Below are 19,925 nucleotides of genomic sequence, written 5' to 3'. Positions count from 1 at the left end.
GAGCACGCATGCGCGGCATGCCTTCGCCGGACGTCACCCAGCCCAGACGCGCGCGTTGCGGAAGAGCCGCATCCAAGGGCCGTCTTGACCCCAGTCCTGCGGATACCAGGAATTCTGGACGGCACGGAAGACGCGCTCGGGGTGCGGCATCATGATGGTCACGCGGCCATCCGTCGTCGTCAGACCGGCGATCCCACTGGGTGACCCATTCGGATTGGCGGGATATGACTCAGCCACGCGACCGTCGTTTTCGATATAGCGCACAACGACATGGGGCTCGGCCGCGAGGAGATGCTCGGTATCGCGGAATTCCGCGCGCCCCTCGCCGTGCGCAACGGCGATCGGGATGCGCGAGCCTGCCATCCCGTCCAGCAGCACCGAGCCCGCCTCCCCAACCTCCAGCATCAGCGTACGGGCCTCGAACTGCTCGGAGCGGTTGCGCACGAAGTGCGGCCAATGGTCGGCACCCGGAATCAGCTCTCTTAGGTTCGAGAGCATCTGGCAGCCGTTGCAGACGCCTAGCGCGAAGGTATCCGAGCGCTCGAAGAAGGCCTGAAACTGGTCCCGCGCCTTGGCGTTGAAGAGAATGGTCTTGGCCCAGCCCTCACCAGCGCCCAGCACGTCACCGTAGGAAAACCCGCCGCAAGCGACCAAGCCACGGAACTGGGCGAGGTCGACGCGCCCGGCGATGACGTCGGAGAGGTGGACATCCACGCAGGCGAAGCCGGCCGCGTGGAAGGCAGCCGCCATCTCGACCTGACCGTTGACGCCTTGATCCCGCAGAATGGCGATGGGCGGACGCGCCCCGCGCTCCACGTAGGGGGCGGCGATGTCGTCGTCAGGGTCGAAGGTCAGGACGGCACTCAAGCCCGGATCCGGACTGGCGATCCGGCTGAAGGCCTCTTGCGCGCACTCAGGATTGTCGCGCAGCGATTGCATCCAGAAGCTGGTCTCGGACCAGGCTTGCTGCAAGTCCACGCGACTCGCCTCGAACAACACCTTGCAGCGGCGGCAGATGCGGATCTCGTCGCTGTCGTCCAGCATGGCGATGACCGGGCTGAACTCGGCGAGTCCATAGTAATCCAGGATCCGCAGCACGATGTCCGTTTCGCTATGCCGAACCTGGATCACGGCACCGAGCTCCTCGCTAAAGAGCGCCGACATATCGTCCGGCCCCACGGCCGCTAGGTCGAGGTCCACGCCACAGCGTCCGGCAAAGGCCATCTCGCAGAGGGTCGCGATCAGCCCGCCGTCGGAGCGATCGTGATAGGCGAGGATGAGATCGTCCTCGCGCAGCTCCTGGATGGCCGCAAAAAAGCGCCTGAGCAGCTCCGAATCGTCCAAATCCGGGACCTCACCGCCGACTTGGTTGAAGACCTGTGCCAGGCAGGAGCCGCCCAAGCGATTCTGTCCGCGGCCCAAGTCGATGAGGATGAGATCGGTGTCGCCCTCGTCCGTTCGCAGCTGCGGCGTCAGCGTCCGCCGCACGTCCACCACAGGCGCAAAGGCGGAGACGATGAGTGACAAGGGCGCGGTCATCTCACGGCGATCGCCCTCGGCGCCCTGCCAAACCGTCTTCATGCTCATGGAGTCCTTGCCGACCGGAATGGCGATCCCGAGCGCCTCGCACAGCTCCATGCCGACGGTCCTTACGGTGTCATAGAGCCGGGCGTCCTCCCCAGGATGCCCTGCGGCCGCCATCCAGTTCGCCGATAGCTTGATGTCGCCCAAGTGCTCGATGCTGGCAGCCGCGATGTTGGTGATGGCTTCGGCCACGGCCATGCGGCCCGATGCCGGCGCATTCAGCAGCGCGATGGGTGTCCGCTCGCCCATCGCCATGGCCTCGCCGGTAAAACCGCGAAAATCGCTGACGGTCACCGCGCAATCCGCAACCGGGACCTGCCAAGGCCCCACCATCTGATCCCGCGCCACCTGTCCGGTGATGCTGCGGTCGCCAATGGTGATGAGAAAGCTCTTGTCCGCAACCGTCGGGAGCCGCAGGACGCGGTAGAGCGCCGCGCCAATGTCGATCTCGCTCGGGTCGAAGTCGTCGCGCGGCGGCTCCACCCGGGCCACATCACGCACCATCTTGGGCGGCTTGCCCAGCAGCAGCGAGAGCGGCATGTCGATGGGCCGATCCTGGAAATGCGCATCCTCCAGGCTCAGATGCGCCTCCTCGGTCGCCTGCCCGACGACGGCATAAGGACAGCGCTCACGCTCACAGATCGCCTTGAAGACATCGAGACGCTCGGCGGCAATGGCCAGGACATAGCGCTCCTGCGCCTCATTGCACCAGATCTCCATGGGCGACATGCCGGGCTCGTCATTCGGGATCTCGCGCAGCCCGAAACACCCACCGCGCCCGCCGTCATGCACCAGCTCTGGCAAGGCATTGGAGAGTCCGCCCGCACCCACGTCGTGGATGAAGAGGATGGGATTCTCCGTGCCGCGTGCCCAGCAGCGGTCGATGACCTCCTGACAGCGGCGCTGCATCTCGGGATTGGCGCGCTGCACCGAGGCGAAGTCCAGATCCTCCGCCGAGGTGCCGGACGTCATGCTCGAGGCCGCGCCACCACCGAGCCCGATGAGCATCGCCGGGCCACCCAGCACCACGAGTGGCGTGCCAGCTGGGAACTCGCCCTTCTCGACATGCTCCGCACGGATATTGCCGATGCCACCAGCCAGCATGATCGGCTTGTGATAGCCACGCAGCTCCGACGCCCCGCCGGCGCGGGGAATCTCCTGCTCATAGGTGCGGAAGTAGCCAGCCAGGTTGGGACGGCCGAACTCGTTGTTGAAAGCCGCGGCTCCGATCGGACCTTCCAGCATGATCTCCAGGGCCGAAACGATTCTGTCCGGTTTGCCATGGTCCTGCTCCCAGGGCTGCTCTGCCCCCGGGATGCGCAGGTTGGACACGGAGAAGCCACAGAGACCAGCCTTGGGCTTGGCCCCTTGCCCGGTGGCGCCCTCGTCGCGAATCTCCCCGCCCGAGCCCGTCGCGGCGCCCGGATCCGGCGCGATGGCGGTCGGATGGTTGTGCGTCTCGACCTTCATGAGGAGGTGAATCTCCTCCTCCGACTCGCAGTAGACACGGGTATCGGGACAGGGGATGAAGCGCCGGCCGTCCCACCCCTCGAGCACCGCGGCGTTGTCCTTGTAGGCCGACAGCACGCCCTTGGGGGCCTTCTCTGTCGTGTTGCGAATCATGCTGAACAGCGAGCGGTCTTGGCGCTCACCGTCGATGACCCAATCGGCATTGAAGATCTTGTGTCGACAGTGCTCGGAGTTGGCCTGGGCGAACATCATCAGCTCGACGTCCGTCGGGTTGCGGCCCAGGCCATTGAAGCTGTCGACCAGATAGTCGATCTCGTCGTCCGAGAGTGCCAGGCCGAGGTCCAGATTCGCCGCATCCAGCGCGGGACGTCCGCCTCTCAGCACATCCACACGCCCGAGGGGACGCGGCTCCGCCACATCGAACAGACGACTCGCGGATGCCATGTCGAAGAGCGCGACCTGCGTCATGCGATCATGCAGCAAGGCCGCGGCAGTCTCGAGCCCCTGCTCCGCGAGCACATCGCCGGACGTGGACAGATAGTAAGCGACCCCACGCTCGATCCGCCGCACGGCCATGAGTCCGCAGTTGTGCGCGATATCCGTTGCCTTGGATGACCAGGGCGAGATAGTCCCGGGCCGCGGCACGATCAGGATCAGCCTGCCTTCAGGCGCGTGCGCCGGCAGCGTCGGCCCATAACGCAGCAGACGCTCGAGCACGCCGCGCTCCTGCTCGCTCAGCTCGGCGGACAACTGAGCGAAATGGACGTATTCCGCATAGGGTTGGACCTGGGTCCCGGTCTGCTCCCTGAGACGATCGGCAAGCTTCTGGAGACGGAATTCGGAGATGGCGGGGGCGCCACGGAGGACCAACATGGGCGATTGCTCTAGGTGCTAGGGATGACGGGTACATCATAACTTGAGTGCGAGCATCGGGGCGCGCACCGGATACGTCGCGCAACCGGTGCGCGCCGGGACGCGCGGCACACTGGCCGCACTCAGCGGGCCTGACGCTGCCGCAATGCCTCGAAGAGGCAGACCCCGGCCGCGACCGAGACGTTCAGACTCTCGACCTTGCCGCACATGGGCAGCTTGACCAGGGCATCGCAGCGCGCGCGCGTCAACCGGCGCAGCCCGCTGCCCTCGCTACCCATGACCAGTCCCAAGGACCCGGTCAGGTCGGTCGCGAAGAGGGTCGCATCGGACTCGCCCGCGGTCCCGATCAGCCAGATGCCGCGCTCCTTGAGCGCGTCCATGGTCCTGGCCAGATTCGTCACCTGGATATAGGGCAGCGTCTCCGCCGCCCCGCTCGCAACCTTGCACACGACGGGCGTCAAGCCCACCGCATTGTCCTTGGGCGCGACGACGGCATGCACCCCGGCCGCATCCGCCGTTCGCAGGCAAGCACCAAGATTGTGTGGATCCTGAATCTCGTCCAGGAGCAGAAGGAAGGGCGGGACATCAAGGGTTTCGAGCAAGGCGAGGAGATCGCGCTCCGAGCGCGCGGCCGGCACGCTGACCCAGGCGATCGCCCCCTGATGCGACGCACCTTCCGCCACGCCGTCGAGCGCGTCGCGGTCCATCTGGCGGATCTTGACCCCGGCCGACTTCGCCAGCTCGGCGAGATCCCCGAGGCGGCGATCTCGCCGGCTGCGCTCCAGCCAGATCTCGCGCACGCCGTCCGCGCCATGCTTGAGCGCGGCGCGGACGCTGTGAATGCCCGCGACCGGCGTCTCATCCCGCATCGTCAAGACGCCGACTGGGATCCGCCAGAGCGGCGCTTGCGCTTGGAGCGGCTACGGCTCTTCTTCGCGGCGGCCGGCTTGGGAGACGCTGCCGGCGCCTCCTTCTTCGCATCCCGGCGCTTCCCGCGCCCGGCCGAGTCGGCTGGAACGAAGTCGATCTTGCGGTCGTCGAGATTCACCGCGGCGACCTGCACGCGCAGGCGGTCGCCGAGACGGTAGACCATGCCGGTCCGCTCACCATGCAGCCGATGCCCGATGGGGTCGAAATGGTAGAAGTCGTTGTCGAGCGCGGTGATGTGCACCAGGCCGTCGACATAGACCTCGTCGAGCTCGACGAAGATACCGAAGGAGTTGACGCTGGTGATGGTGCCGTCGAAGCTCTCGCCGAGCTTGTCCTGCATGAACTCGCACTTGAGCCAGTCCTCGGCATCGCGCGTGGCCTCGTCGGCACGGCGCTCAGTCCCCGAGCACTGCTCGGCGACCTGCTGCAGGTCCGTCTGGGACAGCTCGAGGTCAGCCGCCTTACCGCCCGCGATCAGGTGCTTGATGAGCCGGTGGACGATGAGGTCCGGGTAGCGGCGGATCGGCGAGGTGAAGTGGGTGTAAGCGTCGTAGGCCAGCCCGAAGTGGCCGGCATTGTCCGAGCTGTACATGGCCTGCTGCATGGAGCGCAGCAGAACCGTCTGTATCAAGCGCCGGTCGGGGCGGTCCTGGACCTGCGCGAGCAGCTCGGCATAGTCCGCCGCGGTCGGCTTGGCGCCGCCGGGGAGCTTCAGAGCCAGCTGCCCCAGGAACTCGCGCAGATCCGTCAGCTTCTCTTCGCTCGGGGTATCGTGGATGCGGTAGATCGCCGGAATCCGCTTGCGCTGGAAGAGCCGGGCCGCGGCAACATTGGCCGCCAGCATGCATTCCTCGATGAGACGGTGGGCATCGTTGCGCACCTGGGGAACGACCGCCTCGATCCGGCCCTGCTCGTTGAAGGCGAATTTCGTCTCGGTGGTATCGAAGTCGATTGCACCACGCTCGGCACGGCGCGCTTGCAGCACCTGAAACAGCTGATAGAGCTCGTGCAGGTGTGGCAGAACCTCGGCGAAGCGCTCGCAAAGCGGGGCATCGCCGTCGACCACCATGGCCGCAACCTGGTCGTAGGTTAGGCGCGCCTGAGAGCGCATCACCGCCTCAAAGAAGCGCGTGCGCGTGACCTTGCCTTCGAGGCTCACGTAGATCTCGGCCGTCATGCACAGCCGGTCGACCTGCGGATTCAGCGAGCAGAGCCCGTTGGACAGCACCTCGGGCAGCATGGGAATCACGCGATCGGGGAAATAGACCGAGTTGCCGCGCTTCTGGGCCTCGGCATCGAGGGCAGTGCCCGGACGCACGTAAGAAGACACGTCCGCGATACAGACCAGCAGCTTCCAGCCCTTGGGCTTGCGCTCGCAATAGACGGCGTCGTCGAAGTCCCGCGCATCGGCGCCATCGATGGTGACCAATGGCAGCTTGCGCAGATCGGTACGGCCTTCCTTCGCCGCTTCCGGCACCTCTGCGCCCAGACCGGCGATCTCGGTCTCGACCTCGGCGGGCCACTCTACTGGCAAGTCATGCGTGCGGATGGCGATGTCCGTCTCCATCCCAGGCGCCATGTGATCGCCGAGCACTTCCTGCACACGCCCGATCGGCTGGGTCCGGTGCGTCGGCTGATCCGTGATCTCGGCCATCACGATCTGACCTTGCTCGGCACCATTGATCCGATCGCTAGGGATGATGATGTCGTGGGTCAGGCGTTTGTTGTCCGGGGCGACGAAGCCGACGCCGCTCTCCTGATAGAGGCGGCCGACGACGCTGCGCGTGTTGCGCTCCAAGATCTCGACGACGGCCCCCTCCAGCCGCCCGCGGCGATCACGGCCGCTCACCCGAACGACGACCCGGTCGCCATGGAAGAGCGCGCGCATCTCCTTATGATAGAGATAGAGGTCGTCACCGCCTTCGTCCGGTCGCACGAAGCCGAAACCGTCCGGATGACCGATGACGCGCCCGGCGATGAGATCGCGCTTGTTGACTGGGCAGTAAGCCTGATTCCGATTACGGACCAACTGGCCGTCGCGAACCATGGCACCGAGACGGCGCTCGAGCGCGATGACATCCTGCTCTTCCTTGAGGGCGAGGACTTCGGCGAGCTCCTCGAACAAGAGTGGAGCACCCTGCGCCGTCAGTGTCTCCAGGATGAACTCCCGGCTGGGGATTGGGTTGGCGTACTTCTTCGCCTCGCGCTCGCGATGCGGATCCCGGGTCTTTCCTGGGGCTGATGGTCTGCGGCGTGCCACGTGATCTCGTTCTTTGATTGAAAGCCCTAGTGTAGCGTTGACAACCCCAACCTGTCTCGCTAACATTCGCGCTCCACTGGCGGAGGGCATCTTCCAAAGGGCTTTTCCCGCTGGTACTGCCGAGGTGGCGGAATTGGTAGACGCGCATGGTTCAGGTCCATGTGAACGAAAGTTCGTGGAGGTTCGAGTCCTCTTCTCGGCACCAGATTCCGAAGCGGTGGCGTCATTCCAGTCAGGAAACGGCACCGTTCAATAGCAAAGCGATCAAGGCCGACTGGGGGCTACCCGGTCGGCCTTTTTCTTTTCCCCAAGCCTGATTTGGCTCACACCGCAATGCCGCGGGAGACCCGACAGGGAAAACCACCACGCGCACCCTGGGGGAAAGCCCCGATTCGCGCTCGCTGGCGTCGATCATCGGCTCGGCCAGTTGTCGCCCAGGGTGGACAAAGGCAGAGACTGTGAGAGTCATCCAAGCGCACCGCGAAGATCGCAGATTGGTGTAGGTTGGGCCGACGCAGGAGACCCAACAATCAAAGCGTTAGGCTAGCCGCCATGTTGGGCTTCGTACCTCAGCCCAACCTACGCAGAATTTCTTCAAAGTCTCGCAGCTCAGTCCACCCTACCAGTCCAACGAACGACCAAGGCCCGCTCGCCCTGCCCGCCCAGCGCGTCGCCAAGCCCGCTTGAGCGCCGAGAGAAACGGGCCGGACCCTGCGCCACCCAGGGCGCTTGATTCCTACCGCTGACGCGCTAATGGCTGTCTTGACTCAGGAGGAGCGCCACGCGGCCAACAGCCAGACAAGCTATTGACCTCGGCAAAGCGGCAGCGGAGCACTCCGGGGTGCAGGGTGATTGCGCTTGTATTCGGCAATCCTCGGCCCGAGGCGCTCCTTTGGCCAGTATTTCGGAGCACCGATCTCCTTCAGACAGGACGCATTCCAATACAGTCCTTGCCGTGATGGCGATCGGCCACCAGCGATTGCGCGCGCCACGGCCTCGATGTCGGCTGCCTCGGGATAGATGTACAGGGTGGTCGGATTCGTTGCCGTGATCTCGACGATCTCCCGAGAGGCCGACGGCGACCAGCTGGTGCAGCCGCTGCTGCGCCCCCCAGAGTAGTCAACCAGTTTTCCCAGAGGCACGTACCCTTCGTCATTCGCATAGGGGCTGCCCGGGTCCCGCAGCAGACAGGCGCCCTTAATCAAGACCGCCGCGTGTCCGCCGATCGCGCGCTGCTCGGCGTTGGCCGTCTCGCCTTCGCCGTCGAACGGAAGGAAGGTGCGCACCAGCGGCGCTTTCCCTTTCCCCGAGAGGCGGTAATAGCCCTTGAAGGATGTCCTCGCCTCGCCGGTCACATAGACGCCACCGGCCGTCAGTCTCGAGCCTAAGGCATTGCTGAAATGCTTCGCACAGCGTCTGCCGTTATTGAAATCCCCGACACCCTTTAGACTGCGCCCCCCACCGTGCCCCGACGCGATCGCGCGAAACGATCGCTCTGCTTCACAGATGATGTAAAACCGCCGTCCCAGCCCACCCTTGCTTGCACCGTGGGGACGCGTCGCGTCCATGGCGAAGTAGCAGGGATTCCTGACAGCACCTTCCCTGACTTTGCGCAGGTAGAGCGCACGGGCCCTCTGCAAGACCGGAGCTGCGATCTGCCCCTCCCGCTCGCCAACATGGGCCTTCAGCCAAGTCGGGATGCCCGATCGCGTCTCAGCGGCAAAGGGTCGCGCCGAGGCGGTCAAGGCGATGACGGCGATGAAGAGACAAACCATCGTCAAAAGGCCGGATCTGAGTCGCATCGATCAATCCTCGTTCCACAGGGTTTTGCGATTGATTCAGGGCTCGACCCCGGCTTGGTGCCGCTATCTGCCCCTGGCTGTTTCGCGCTTCGGCTCGCGATGGGCGCGCGCGAGCGCGACGAAGGCGCTTAGGTCGTCTGTCTCGGCATCCGCCGCACGAATGCCGAGGAAGATCTGCTTGGCGATGCCCAGCGCCCCGAGCCGAACCGCCATGGGCGGGAGCTTAGCGGCAACTTCATCCACCAGCCAGCGCGGCAGGGCCGCGACACCGCATCCGCTTGCAACCATCCGCAGCATGATGTCGGTCGTCTCGATCGGCTTGTGGCGCTTGGGCCGGATCCCGGCGGGCAAGAGGAGCTGGATGTAGATCCCGAGCCTGTCGATGGCGACCGGATGGGTGATCAGGGTCTCGCGCGCGAGCTGCTCCGGCTGCACCAAGGGGGCCTTGCCCAAGGGGTGCCCTGGGCCGACCACCAGCACCTGCTCACCGTCGAGCACTGGCTCGAGCCTCAGCCCCGTCTCATAGAGTGGATCGGGCGTCACCAGCAGGTCGATCTCATGACCGAAGCGCGCACCGACCCCGCCGAACTGAAACTCTTGCCTGACATCCAGGTCCACCTCCGGCCAGGCCGCGAGATAGGGCGAGACCAGCTTGAGCAGCCATTGGCAGCAAGGGTGGCATTCGCTGCCCAAGCCGATGAAGGGCATGCGGACCGGCCCGGTCACCATCCTCAACGGGTCCTCCGCGCGCGACCACCAGCCGCGCGCGGCCTTCTGCCGGCAGCTGGCGTTGGCAATCAGCGAGGAAGTGCTGGATCTGGAGCACGCCGGCGTGCGCGCGCCCAGATCGCCGAGGCGGCGCTGCGCGAGGGCCTGCCGCTGCGCCAGTCGCAATGGGGCGATTGTCTCGACTGGGTCGTCGAGTCCTTCCGCATCAGCGCCATTCTCGATGCGGTCGAGCGGTGCCGACCCTGAGGTCAATCAGGCGGCTGTCGGCGCGTTTCCGCCTCCAGTCCGCCCCCTGAAGGTCAAGCCAGATCGAAGCGATCAGCGTTCATGACCTGAGTCCATGCGGCCACGAAGTCCTGGACGAACTTCTCCTGGCTGTCGTCCTGCGCATAGACCTCGGCGTAGGCGCGCAGGATGGCGTTGGAGCCGAAGACCAGGTCGACGCGGGTCGCCGTCCATTTGACCTCACCCGTCTGACGGTCACGGATCTCATAGAGGTTGCTCCCCGTCGGCACCCAGGTGTTGGCCATGTCCGTCAGGTTGACGAAGAAGTCGTTGGTCAGCGCCCCTTCGCGATCCGTGAAGACACCATGCTTGGAGCCACCGTGGTTGGTGCCCAAGACGCGCATGCCGCCGACCAGGACCGTCATCTCCGGGGCAGTCAGTCCCATGAGCTGCGTTCGATCGAGCATCAGCTCCTCGGCGCTGACGACATAGTCCTTCTTCAGCCAATTGCGGTAGCCGTCGTGGATGGGCTCCAGCGGCTCGAAGGACTCGCCATCCGTCATCTCCGCAGTCGCATCCCCACGTCCAGGCGCAAAGGGCACGCTGACGTCGATGCCCGCCGCCTTGGCCGCCTGCTCGATACCGACATTGCCGGCGAGGACGATCACATCGGCCAGGCTCGCACCGCTCTCGGCCGCGATCGGCTCGAGAGTCGCCAGGACCCTGGCCAGGCGCTCGGGCTCGTTGCCCTCCCAGTCCTTCTGGGGCTCCAGGCGGATACGCGCGCCATTGGCGCCACCGCGCATGTCCGAGCCACGGAAGGTCCGCGCGCTGTCCCAAGCGGTCGCGACCATGTCACTGACACTCAGGCCACTGGCCGCGATCTTTGCCTTGACGGCGTTGACGTCATAGTCCGCACGGCCAGTGGGGACCGGGTCCTGCCAGATCAGATCCTCTTGCGGCACCCAGGGCCCGATGTAGCGCGACTTCGGCCCCATGTCGCGGTGCGTCAGCTTGAACCAGGCCCGCGCGAACGCCTCCGAGAGGGCGTCGGGATCCCGGTAGAACCGCTCGGAGATCTTGCGATACTCAGGATCCATCTTCATGGCCATGTCGGCATCGGTCATGATCGGGTTGTAGCGGATCGACGGATCCTCAACGTCGACCGGCTTGTCTTCTTCCTTGATATCGACAGGCTCCCATTGCCAGGCGCCGGCCGGGCTCTTCCGCGATTCCCACTCGTGCTCGAGCAGCATGGCGAAGTAGCCGTTGTCCCACTGGGTGGGATGTGTCGTCCAGGCGCCTTCGATGCCGCTGGTCACGGCGTCACGCCCGATGCCGCGGGCGGTCTTGTTGATCCAGCCCAGGCCTTGATCCTCGACCTCGGCCGCCTCGGGATCCGGGCCGAGCAGGGCCGCATCACCATTGCCGTGGCACTTGCCCACCGTGTGTCCGCCGGCGGTCAGGGCAACGGTCTCCTCGTCGTTCATCGCCATGCGGGCGAAGGTCTCGCGCACGTCCTTCGCCGTGCGCAAAGGGTCCGGCTTGCCGTCGACACCCTCCGGGTTCACGTAGATCAGCCCCATCATCACCGCGGCCAGCGGATTCTCCAGATTCCGATCGCCGGAATAACGGCTGTTCGGGTCGTCGCTGGTCGCCAACCATTCCTTCTCCGAGCCCCAGTAGGTGTCCTTCTCCGGATGCCAGATGTCCTCGCGGCCGAAGGCAAAGCCAAAGGTCTTGAGCCCCATGGACTCATAGGCGACGGTGCCGGCCAGGATGATGAGGTCGGCCCAACTGATCTTGTTGCCGTACTTCTTCTTGATCGGCCACAACAGCCGCCGCGCCTTGTCCAGGTTGACATTGTCGGGCCAGCTGTTGAGCGGTGCGAAACGCTGATTGCCGGTGCCCGCGCCCCCACGGCCGTCGGCAATGCGGTAAGAGCCGGCCGCGTGCCAGGCCATGCGGATCATGAGGCCGCCGTAGTGGCCCCAGTCGGCCGGCCACCAGTCCTGGCTGTCGGTCATCAGGGCGTGCAGGTCCTTCTTGAGCGCCTCGACATCCAACCCCTTGACCGCGTCCCGATAGTCGAAGCTCGCCCCCATCGGATCGGTCTTGGTGTCGTGCTGATGCAGGATGTCGAGGCTCAGGGCGTTCGGCCACCAGTCCATCACCGAGGCCCCAGTGGCCGTGTTCCCACCATGCATTACCGGGCACTTGCCCGCAGTCGTCGTTGTCTTGTCCATTTCTCTCTCCTCGTGCCGCGTCATCGACTGACGCTATCCGGTCTCGAGTGCTCGTCGAGCCTGGTTTGAGAATAGGAATTGATGACGCTGACAGCCAATCGTTTGGGTGGATGCCGGTGATCGTGATAGCCAATCGATATAAAAAAAAAGATCGACATCGACAATCACAAGATTGTCGCGAGTCGGGAGTGCCGCGCAAGGGTGCTCCAGACTGATTGGGCGACCGACATCCTGCTCGACGGCTCAGGCGGGACAGGAGGACGGAGCAGGCAAGGCACTGGATGCCGGTGCCCGCGAAGGCAGCCGATTCTTCGGCATCAGGCGAGCGCCCTCCGTTCGATCGAGGTGCTCGACGAGACGAGGCCGAGCACTGTCGCCGCGCCTCAATCGCCACGCAGGGTCGGGATCCAAACCGTCCGGTCACGCAGACGTCTCACCCAGAGATCACGCCAACAACGCCAGAGGTCAGACAAGAGCCAGCGCAGGGCCTTGAGCTTCAAGTGGCAGATGACACAGGGCGCAGAGCCTTGCGGGTGCGCGCTGGCCGGACGCCCGATTGGCGGACTGGCCGGCAGCGGCCGCGCCCGCTCGGAGCGCTTCCTGGGCTCGGGCGACGCTGGGGAGAGCACCGCTCTCAACGCCTTTGAGATCTGCCTTTCCGAAAGCCCGGATGCACCTGGATGCCTCAAGGTGAGACTGCCGCAAGCGGCATTGACGCGGACGTCATCGACCCCCTCCAGCCCTCGCAGGGTCGCGGCGATCGGTGCCGCCAGCCTGGAATTCCTCATCACGGCAGGGATGCGCAGCCGGGTTCTCCCCGAAACCTGGTGGCAGACAGTAAACAAGCGCCTGTCCGCGAGCTGACCGCTTGAATGCAACATGGTCTCGCCTCTTCGACCGACCTGGATGGAAACAACCCCAGGAAAGATACGTGACTCAGGGAAAAATTGTAAATAGGAATTGTTACGATCTAAGCTGGAGCAGCCCAGACGAAACAAGAGCGCATGATAACGAGTTGCATTTGCAGGCCAGGCAGAAATAGAATGCGAACCAGTCGCATTAACAAGCCAATCCTGTGTCAACAGAGGGACGCCCATGAGCCACTCGATCCATCACCTTCCCGGACGCCTGCGGGTTCGCTCGACCGCCTTTCGCTGTCGGCCCGCGGAGGCACGCGCCGCACAGACGCAGCTGCTCGGGCTTGAGGGCATCCGCCAAGTCCGGCTCAACGGCCACGCCGGGAGTATCACCGTCCATTACGACCCGGAGCAGCTCTCGCATCTGGAGCTGCTGGCCGCGATGAAGGATCTCGGCTGCCCGGAGCCAGCGCGCAATGGCACGAGTCCCGCGATCGCCGGAAAGGCCGGCGCGATGTTCGGTAAAGCGCTCGTCGGGGCCGTCATCAATAAGGCCGTCGAGCGCTCCGCCTTCAAGCTGGTGGGCGCTTTGCTGTAGCAGACCGCGACGTTCTAATCAGACCCAGGCGGCGCTCGGCTGAACGCAGGCTCCGCCGCGACGGTTTGTCGACAAAGGGCCACCTCTTCAGCCGCGCCTTCGTGGGATCTTGTCGAGCGGATCCCGCCGGGGCAGCGGCACAAAAATCTTAAGAAACGTGGAGATATCGACATGAGTGAGCACCCAGGTGGCGCATCCGGCGCAGGGCCGAGCCCTGGCCCCCAGGGACCCGAGCCGTCACGCCATGCCGGAGACGATGCACAGGGGCCACGGGGCGCGGCCGACCGGCCAGGTACGGGCGGCTCGGCGGCGCCTGAGGGCATGATGCACGGCCAATCCTACGGCCACGGCGACCCTTGGAGTGGCCAGCACCCAGGCGCGAGCGCGGCTCATCCGGCCCACCCGGCCCACCCGGCCCACCCGGCGTTCGCTCAAGGTGCTCCCGCGCCTGTCGGCCCCTACGGCTCCGGACCTGGGCAGGCGACGCCTCCCGAGATGGGACCCTGGGCGGGACAGCCGCATTCCGCGCAGCCATACCCCCCGCAGGTCGCGCCGCCGGGCATGCATCCAGGGCAGGCGCCCTACTGGGCACCGCCCTACCCCTATCCGCCGCAGGCCTTTTACAGCGTGCCGCCCGCGCATGACGGAGGCGCTGGCCCGGGTCACAGGGGCGGCCAGGGGCCTGGCATGAGCGACCTCATGGAAGAGGTCTCCAATGGCGGCAACGGTCTCTCCACGCTCTCCAAGATGCTGAATTTCGACGATCCGGATTTCTGGAAGGGCGCGCTCGTCGGTGCCGCGGCCGTGCTGCTCCTATCCAGCGACTCGGTCCAGGGGCTGTTCGGCGGAGGCGGAGCGGGAAACGGTGACGGCAAGACGGAGCAGGCGACATGAGCAGTCCCTACCCAGCCGAAGGCGCCTTGACGCCATACAGCCCCGGCTATCCGGCACAGTCGGTCGGCGGGCTGGATTGTGCAGCCTTGATGCGCATGGCGACCATGGGCGCCATCGTCGGCGGCAGTGCCGCGGCGGCACAGCGGATCCGGCGTGCTCAGGCCGGCGCGCAGACCCCGACGGCCGCGCTCGCGCAGACCGGCAAGGCGGCGGTCACGGCGGGTCTCGCGACCGCGGCGGCTGGGGCCGTGGCCTCGAGCGTCGCCGAGCAGGGCGCGACGCGGCTCGGGCTGATGTTCCTCATCGGTACCGCCGTGGTCTACGGCCTCCAGAGCCGTCTCGGCAGCGAGGTGGACCATGAGTAGCGGGGCGCGCGGACAAGCCCACCGCCATGGTGTGACGAAGAACCTCGTCGAGGGCATTGGCGGCCTCCTGACCGGCGCGGCCCTGGTGCTCTTCTTGCGCGGGCTCATCAAAGGCCGTTCCGCAGCAAGCGCGCAGCCCCTTCCAAACGCATCCAAGACGCAAACAGATACGGGAGACTCAGCATGAGCCAGAACGATAATCAGCAGGGACCCTGGGCTGGCCAGTACACCAGGGGCGCCGCGCCCGGAGGCTATCTCGGCCAGGGTCAAGCTCAGGGCATGGGGCCAGCGCAACCTGGCATGCCCCATCACCTTGCCTATCAGCCTTACCAGCAGCCCAGCGGCTCGCTGCTCAACATGCCCAACGACAGATTCCTGAAAGGCATGCTAATCGGCGTCGCGGCCACCTATTTGCTGACCAACGAGCAGGTCCAGCGCACCGCCATCAAGGGGGTCGTCAAGGCTTGGTCGCTCTTCCAGGGCGGTATCGAAGAGGTGAAGGAGAAGTTCGGCGACGCCGCCGCGGAGCTACACCACAGCAGTCAGGAGAAAGGCGGATAAGCCGCCGCGCACCCTGAGCTCAAGAAGGCCGTTGAACCGCAAAGGGCACGAAGCGCGCAAAGGACCTCAGTGTGCTGCAGAGTCGCTCTTGCTCGCCCAGCAGATGAGCGCCATGCAGCGGACAAGCCCTATTCTTCATGGCCTTCACGCCTTTACGCCTCGAATTGCCGCTCTTGGGCTTACTGGCTTTCCAGGTGCCATGGTCTGGCTAGATCAAGACCCGCGGCTGGCCACTGATTTTGGAACAAGAGATGCCACCGCTGCCGTACCGCATCGTCCATGAGCTTCCCGGGCGGATCCGGGCCCGAATCCCACCACTCGCTCGAAGCGGAGTTGGAGAAATCCTCCACTCCTGGCTCGAGCGGCAGGATGGCGTCGAAGACGTCCGCATCAATCGCCACGCACGCACCCTGGTCATTCACTACGACCCGGGATTGGTCTCGCGCAAGGAGATTCTGGTGCGTCTGGTCGCCTTCCAGCCGCAGAGCCGCACGGAGCTGGATGCCCAGTCCGAGTCGAATGACGCGACAATCACGCCGCTGGTCAGGAATCTGCTCACGCTCCTGCTGCTGCCGCTGCTGCCGCGACCGGCCCAGCATGTGGTCACCTATCTGAACATCGGGACCAAGCTGCTAAGAGGCGCGGACACCCTCATTCATCAAGGCGTCAAGATCGAGGTCTTGGACGCCCTGGCGGTGGGGCTCTCGGCGGGGCGGGGCAAGCTCTACACGGCCAATGCCACCGACTTCCTGCTCACGCTTGGCGAGTACATGGAGGACCGCACACAGCAGCAGTCGGACCGCTCGCTCCGGCGCCTGCTGCGCCCCGTGCCCACGACCGCCTGGGTCGAGCGCGGCGGCGAGCTGATCCAGGTCCCTGGCGATCGGATAGGCACCGACGAGACGGTTGTGGTCGGCGTCGGCGAAACCATCCCGGTCGATGGCGTAGTCGTCGATGGCGTCGCCCTGGTCAATCAAGCCGCCGTCACGGGCGAAGACGTCCCCGTCGCCCGCGAGGCACACAAGCGCGTGGTCGCGGGATCCGTGCTCGTCGAGGGCCGTCTGCGCATCCGGGCCACCCGTGTCGGTGAAGACACCACGGCCGCGCGCGTCGCCCGCTTCATTCGGACTTCGCTCGATCAGCCCTCGGAGACACAGCGCTTGGCCGATACCCTCGCGGATCGGCGCGTCTATCTCACGCTCGGCGCCGCCGCAGCCGTCTACGCCCTGACCCGGGATCTGACGCGCGTGCAATCGGTGTTCTTGGTCGACTATTCCTGCGCGCTCAAGCTGGGCACGCCGGTCGCCTTCAAGTCCGGTCTCTATCAGGCCGCCAAGCACGGCATTCTCATCAAGGGCGGCGAGGCGATGGAGCGTTTGGCCGAGATCGATACCCTGGTCTTCGACAAGACGGGCACCCTGACCGAGACTGTGCTTGAGGTGACCGACGTGGTCGTGCTCGACCGCAAATGCGGACACTCCGAGGAGGGGCTGCTCGCGCTGGTCGCCTCCGTGGAAGAGCACGCGACCCATCCGCTGTCTCAGGCGGTCGTCGAGGCGGCGCGCGAGCGCGACCTGCAGCATATCTCCCACGGCGAGGTGGATTATCTGGTCGCGCACGGCCTCTCGGCCGAGATCCGGGGCGGCCGCATCATCGTCGGGAGCCGCCACTACCTCGAGGAGCACGAGGGCATCCGCTTCAGCGCCCACGCCGCGCGACAGGCTGCGCTCATCAACGACGGCAAGATTCTGCTCTACGTCGCCAGCGAGCGCGGTCCTATGGGACTCATCGCACTGCGCGACACGGTCCGCGCCGATGCGACCGCAACGCTTGGGAGGCTCCGTACGCTCGGCATCGACCGGCTGGTCATGATCTCCGGCGACCGCCGGGAGAAGGCGGAGGCGTTGGGCCGCGCGCTCAGGCTCGATGAGGTCCATGCCGAGGTCCAGCCTGAGGGGAAGGCCGCGCTCATCGAGGCACTGCAGCGGGAGGGCCGCCGGGTCGGCTTCGTCGGCGACGGTATCAACGACGGGCCGGCGCTGGTCGCCGCGGACCTCGGCATCGCCATGTCCGGCGGCGCCGACCTCGCCCGGGCGAGCGCCGATGTGGTGCTCACCGACGACCGCCTGCTCGCCGTCGCGGACGCCCGCGAGATCGCCCTTGGGACGCTCAGCGTCATCCGCACCAACTTCAACGCCACCGTCGGCATCAACACCGCCATCATGGCTGGTGCTCTGATGGGCCGGCTCTCGCCGGTCGCCAGCGCACTCCTGCACAATGGCACCACGCTGGCGGTGCTGGTCAAGGCGCTGCGCGGCGCGCGTCCGACGGGTACCGTGAAACTGGGTTGAGACGCCGGTCGTTGTCGCGCGTCTCGGCGACCGCCAACGCGAGGCTTTCCCTCAGCTTGAGGCCGACGGCTAGAAACCGACTGCTCCATTCAGGCGCATCGACGGATCAGATGGCGCAGCGCCCCCAGGGGCGTGCGCCCCCTCACCCGCTTAGACAACCTTCGCCTTGCGCTTGGGGCACTTCTTGCAGCGCTTCTGCTCGAGGTACTTCTTGCAGCACTTTTCGGATTTCTTGCTCATCGCGAACCCCGCATGGCAGGCGAGCTTGGCCTAGGCGGCCGTGGTGTCCTGTGCTTGCCCAATCTGCTTGGCGACATCCGCCAGCTCGTTGTCGATCAGCATCAAGGATTGGCCCTGATCGCCGAACAGACGCACACGGCCGAGGATGTCGTTGACGGTCGCCTCCTCCTCGATCTGCTCGGTGACGAACCAATGGAGGAAGATATTGGTCGCGTGGTCCTTCTCCGAGAGTGCATGGTCGACCAGGTCATTGATATTGGCCGTGACGCCGCGCTCGTGGCTCAGGGTGCGCTCGAACATCTCGATGACGCTCGGCTCGACCGCCTCGGGCGCGGCGACATCGCCAATCCGCACCACGGCATCCTGGTCGATGAGGTAGCGATACATCTTCATGGCATGCTCCAGCTCCTCGCCGTGCTTGGCGAAGAACCAGGCCGCCACGCCCCTCAGGCTCATGGCCTCCGCCTGTGCCGAGAGCGCGAGGTAGAAATTGGCGGAGTACATCTCGCGGTTGATTTGGGCGTTGATGCGGCTGGCCATCTCTTGGGAAATCATCGAGGCTTGCTCCTAGTCGTCTGGGGGGCTGATTTGCAATTGCTTGTTGAAACGAGATGATGCCATGAGGCCCATCGGGCAAGGGTGCGAGCCCGGAAGCAGGCGATCTCGAGCGCGCGCCCCTGCCCACTGCACCCAGTGGCGTGCGAGGCTCAGAAAACCGCGTGCTCGCCGCGCTCGACCGTCTCGGAGCCATCGACGAGCTGCCGGTAGTAGTCGAACAGGGTGTCCTGGCCGGTCTCGGGCGTGGCGTCGGCATCATAGCGATGGGTCTCGGGGTCGAGGACCAGCATGGATTCCGTTGCGTAATAGTGGCCGATCCGGGCCAGCTCGGCCTTGACGGCCAGACGCGGAATCACCTTCCCCAGCGCTGCCAGGACCGCCGCGATGCCGCTGATGAGCGCAACCGGCACCTGCTTGAAACGCGGCTCGCGGCCAAGCAGCTCGAACAGAAACTGCCCCTGCTCGAGCGGCGTGATGGCCGGGCCAGGTCCGCCGATCGGCAAGATCCTGTCCTGCAGCCCTGGGTCTTCCAGGCAATCCGCGAGATAAGCCGCCAGATCCGCGTCGCTGATCGGCTTGCAGGCGGTCAGGGTGCCGTCGCCGAACACCAGGTAGGGCTTCCCCTGCTGGACCCGCGCCACCTGGCCGGACAGCGATTTGAAGAAGGCGGTCGGACGGACGATCGAGTAGGTCAGTCCGGACGCCATCAATGCCTTCTCGAACGCGAGCTTGGCCTGTTGAAAGGCCAGTCGCGGCCGCTGTACGCAGATGGCCGACAACAGCACCATCTGGGTCGCGCCCGCGGCCTTCGCCTGCGCGAGCAGGCCCATGTGGGCCTGATGGTCGATCGCCCAGGCATCGCGCGGCTCGCCGGTCCGGGATGCGAGGCAGGACACCACCGCATCGAAGTGCTCGTTGCGGAAGCCATGCTCGGCAAGCGAGGCGGCATCGGTCACGTCGGCGAAGCGCACCTCGGCCCCCTGCAGAACGTCCAGCGGCCGCTCCTGCATCGACGCGCCGCGCGCTCCGGCTCTTGGACGGACGACGCAGACGACCTCATGACCGCGCGCCACCAGGGCAGCGACCGTGGCGCGACCAATGGTGCCAGTGCCCCCAACCATGAGGACGCGACGGGGCTGTTGAGTGTGACTCGCATTCATCGGTGAGTGCCCTTTGTGCTCCAAGCTCCAGCCCAACGTCTGGACATCGACAGCTTTGGTGGTCAGTGGTACGCAATCCATCAGGCGATCGGAATCGCCCAACGACCGCGCGGGCGGGCAAGAATACCAGAGTGCGGCGGGCTCAAGCTCGCGCGGAGGACCAGGACGGCCAAGGATCGCGAGCACGGCTCCAATGGGATTGCTCGGGGAGCGACACACCGG

14 protein-coding genes, 1 tRNA gene and 2 pseudogenes are annotated in these 19,925 nt (G+C 65.6%); 8 read left to right on the top strand and 9 right to left on the bottom strand.

Annotated features, from left to right (window positions below):
* Positions 1 to 33 precede the first annotated feature (33 nt).
* The 3 genes from purL to rnr all read right to left on the bottom strand — a co-directional run bounded on the left by purL (position 34) and on the right by rnr (position 7,117).
* A complete protein-coding gene (gene purL / locus G3446_RS11510; protein WP_164452978.1) occupies positions 34 to 3,927 on the bottom strand; it encodes a phosphoribosylformylglycinamidine synthase in 3,894 nt (1,297 codons plus the stop codon).
* Positions 3,928 to 4,049: 122 nt separating this feature from the next.
* Complete coding sequence (rlmB, locus tag G3446_RS11505; protein ID WP_164452977.1) at positions 4,050 to 4,796, bottom strand: 23S rRNA (guanosine(2251)-2'-O)-methyltransferase RlmB; 747 nt, start codon at positions 4,794 to 4,796, stop codon at positions 4,050 to 4,052.
* A 2-nt stretch (positions 4,797 to 4,798) separates the two neighbouring features.
* Positions 4,799 to 7,117 carry a ribonuclease R gene (gene rnr, locus G3446_RS11500; RefSeq protein WP_164452976.1) on the bottom strand — a complete coding sequence of 773 codons (2,319 nt, stop codon included), beginning with the start codon at positions 7,115 to 7,117 and terminating at the stop codon, positions 4,799 to 4,801.
* A 118-nt stretch (positions 7,118 to 7,235) separates the two neighbouring features.
* Here rnr and G3446_RS11495 point away from each other — a divergent pair.
* A tRNA-Leu gene (locus tag G3446_RS11495) sits at positions 7,236 to 7,322 on the top strand.
* Positions 7,323 to 7,920: 598 nt separating this feature from the next.
* Here G3446_RS11495 and G3446_RS11490 read toward each other — a convergent pair.
* The gene (locus G3446_RS11490) at positions 7,921 to 8,685 is read right to left on the bottom strand and encodes a hypothetical protein (RefSeq protein ID WP_209262362.1); all 765 of its coding nucleotides are present in this window, start codon (positions 8,683 to 8,685) and stop codon (positions 7,921 to 7,923) included.
* A gap of 297 nt (positions 8,686 to 8,982) precedes the next feature.
* Positions 8,983 to 9,612: pseudogene (locus tag G3446_RS11485) on the bottom strand (LysR substrate-binding domain-containing protein); the annotation flags it as partial.
* A gap of 4 nt (positions 9,613 to 9,616) precedes the next feature.
* Here G3446_RS11485 and G3446_RS29150 point away from each other — a divergent pair.
* Positions 9,617 to 9,694 (top strand): annotated as a pseudogene (locus G3446_RS29150) (hypothetical protein); the annotation flags it as partial.
* Positions 9,694 to 9,894: a hypothetical protein gene (locus G3446_RS29145; protein WP_425338393.1), complete on the top strand. Its 201-nt coding sequence runs from the start codon at positions 9,694 to 9,696 to the stop codon at positions 9,892 to 9,894. The pseudogene G3446_RS29150 and the gene G3446_RS29145, both read left to right, overlap by 1 nt.
* 53 nt (positions 9,895 to 9,947) lie before the next feature.
* Here G3446_RS29145 and katG read toward each other — a convergent pair whose 3' ends face one another.
* Together katG and G3446_RS29140 are read right to left on the bottom strand one after the other, a co-directional pair.
* A complete protein-coding gene (katG, locus tag G3446_RS11475; RefSeq protein ID WP_164452973.1) occupies positions 9,948 to 12,119 on the bottom strand; it encodes a catalase/peroxidase HPI in 2,172 nt (723 codons plus the stop codon).
* 383 nt (positions 12,120 to 12,502) lie between these two features.
* The gene (locus G3446_RS29140; protein WP_425338392.1) at positions 12,503 to 12,907 is read right to left on the bottom strand and encodes a hypothetical protein; all 405 of its coding nucleotides are present in this window, start codon (positions 12,905 to 12,907) and stop codon (positions 12,503 to 12,505) included.
* Positions 12,908 to 13,214: 307 nt separating this feature from the next.
* On the opposite strand from G3446_RS29140, the gene G3446_RS11465 reads away from it, so the two are divergent.
* The 5 genes from G3446_RS11465 to G3446_RS11445 all read left to right on the top strand — a co-directional run bounded on the left by G3446_RS11465 (position 13,215) and on the right by G3446_RS11445 (position 17,745).
* Positions 13,215 to 13,574 (top strand): HMA2 domain-containing protein, encoded by a 360-nt coding sequence (locus G3446_RS11465; RefSeq protein WP_164452971.1) that lies wholly within the window; start codon positions 13,215 to 13,217, stop codon positions 13,572 to 13,574.
* A 171-nt stretch (positions 13,575 to 13,745) separates the two neighbouring features.
* Positions 13,746 to 14,468, top strand: coding sequence for a hypothetical protein (locus G3446_RS11460; protein WP_164452970.1), 723 nt, complete (start codon positions 13,746 to 13,748; stop codon positions 14,466 to 14,468).
* Complete coding sequence (locus G3446_RS11455) at positions 14,465 to 14,833, top strand: magnetosome protein MamC family protein (RefSeq protein ID WP_164452969.1); 369 nt, start codon at positions 14,465 to 14,467, stop codon at positions 14,831 to 14,833. The genes G3446_RS11460 and G3446_RS11455 overlap by 4 nt, the downstream gene beginning before the upstream one ends.
* Positions 14,834 to 15,016: 183 nt before the next feature.
* The gene (locus tag G3446_RS11450; RefSeq protein ID WP_164452968.1) at positions 15,017 to 15,394 is read left to right on the top strand and encodes a hypothetical protein; all 378 of its coding nucleotides are present in this window, start codon (positions 15,017 to 15,019) and stop codon (positions 15,392 to 15,394) included.
* A 251-nt stretch (positions 15,395 to 15,645) separates the two neighbouring features.
* The gene (locus tag G3446_RS11445) at positions 15,646 to 17,745 is read left to right on the top strand and encodes a heavy metal translocating P-type ATPase (protein ID WP_164452967.1); all 2,100 of its coding nucleotides are present in this window, start codon (positions 15,646 to 15,648) and stop codon (positions 17,743 to 17,745) included.
* 270 nt (positions 17,746 to 18,015) lie between these two features.
* On the opposite strand, the gene G3446_RS11440 is transcribed toward G3446_RS11445, so the two are convergent.
* Both G3446_RS11440 and G3446_RS11435 read right to left on the bottom strand, forming a co-directional pair.
* Positions 18,016 to 18,540, bottom strand: a complete 525-nt coding sequence (locus G3446_RS11440; RefSeq protein WP_164452966.1) for a ferritin — start codon at positions 18,538 to 18,540, stop codon at positions 18,016 to 18,018.
* Positions 18,541 to 18,692: 152 nt separating this feature from the next.
* Complete coding sequence (locus G3446_RS11435) at positions 18,693 to 19,703, bottom strand: NAD(P)H-binding protein (RefSeq protein WP_164452965.1); 1,011 nt, start codon at positions 19,701 to 19,703, stop codon at positions 18,693 to 18,695.
* Between the last annotated feature and the right edge of the window lie 222 nt (positions 19,704 to 19,925).

This window comes from Thiorhodococcus minor (assembly GCF_010820565.1).
Taxonomy (GTDB): domain Bacteria; phylum Pseudomonadota; class Gammaproteobacteria; order Chromatiales; family Chromatiaceae; genus Thiorhodococcus; species Thiorhodococcus minor.
Note: the sequence above shows the minus strand (reverse complement) of the source record. Positions and strands in the feature narration are given on the sequence as shown.

Excerpts from the sequence above, each read along its gene's own strand:
- G3446_RS11465 (WP_164452971.1), top strand. The coding sequence starts at position 13,215 with ATGAGCCACTCGATCCATCACCTTCCCGGACGCCTGCGGGTTCGCTCG.
- rlmB (WP_164452977.1), bottom strand. The coding sequence starts at position 4,796 with ATGCGGGATGAGACGCCGGTCGCGGGCATTCACAGCGTCCGCGCCGCG.
- G3446_RS11445 (WP_164452967.1), top strand. The coding sequence starts at position 15,646 with ATGCCACCGCTGCCGTACCGCATCGTCCATGAGCTTCCCGGGCGGATC.
- G3446_RS11435 (WP_164452965.1), bottom strand. The coding sequence starts at position 19,703 with ATGAATGCGAGTCACACTCAACAGCCCCGTCGCGTCCTCATGGTTGGG.
- G3446_RS29140 (WP_425338392.1), bottom strand. The coding sequence starts at position 12,907 with ATGAGGAATTCCAGGCTGGCGGCACCGATCGCCGCGACCCTGCGAGGG.
- G3446_RS11455 (WP_164452969.1), top strand. The coding sequence starts at position 14,465 with ATGAGCAGTCCCTACCCAGCCGAAGGCGCCTTGACGCCATACAGCCCC.
- G3446_RS11440 (WP_164452966.1), bottom strand. The coding sequence starts at position 18,540 with ATGATTTCCCAAGAGATGGCCAGCCGCATCAACGCCCAAATCAACCGC.
- katG (WP_164452973.1), bottom strand. The coding sequence starts at position 12,119 with ATGGACAAGACAACGACGACTGCGGGCAAGTGCCCGGTAATGCATGGT.
- G3446_RS11450 (WP_164452968.1), top strand. The coding sequence starts at position 15,017 with ATGAGCCAGAACGATAATCAGCAGGGACCCTGGGCTGGCCAGTACACC.
- G3446_RS11490 (WP_209262362.1), bottom strand. The coding sequence starts at position 8,685 with ATGGACGCGACGCGTCCCCACGGTGCAAGCAAGGGTGGGCTGGGACGG.
- G3446_RS11460 (WP_164452970.1), top strand. The coding sequence starts at position 13,746 with ATGAGTGAGCACCCAGGTGGCGCATCCGGCGCAGGGCCGAGCCCTGGC.
- purL (WP_164452978.1), bottom strand. The coding sequence starts at position 3,927 with ATGTTGGTCCTCCGTGGCGCCCCCGCCATCTCCGAATTCCGTCTCCAG.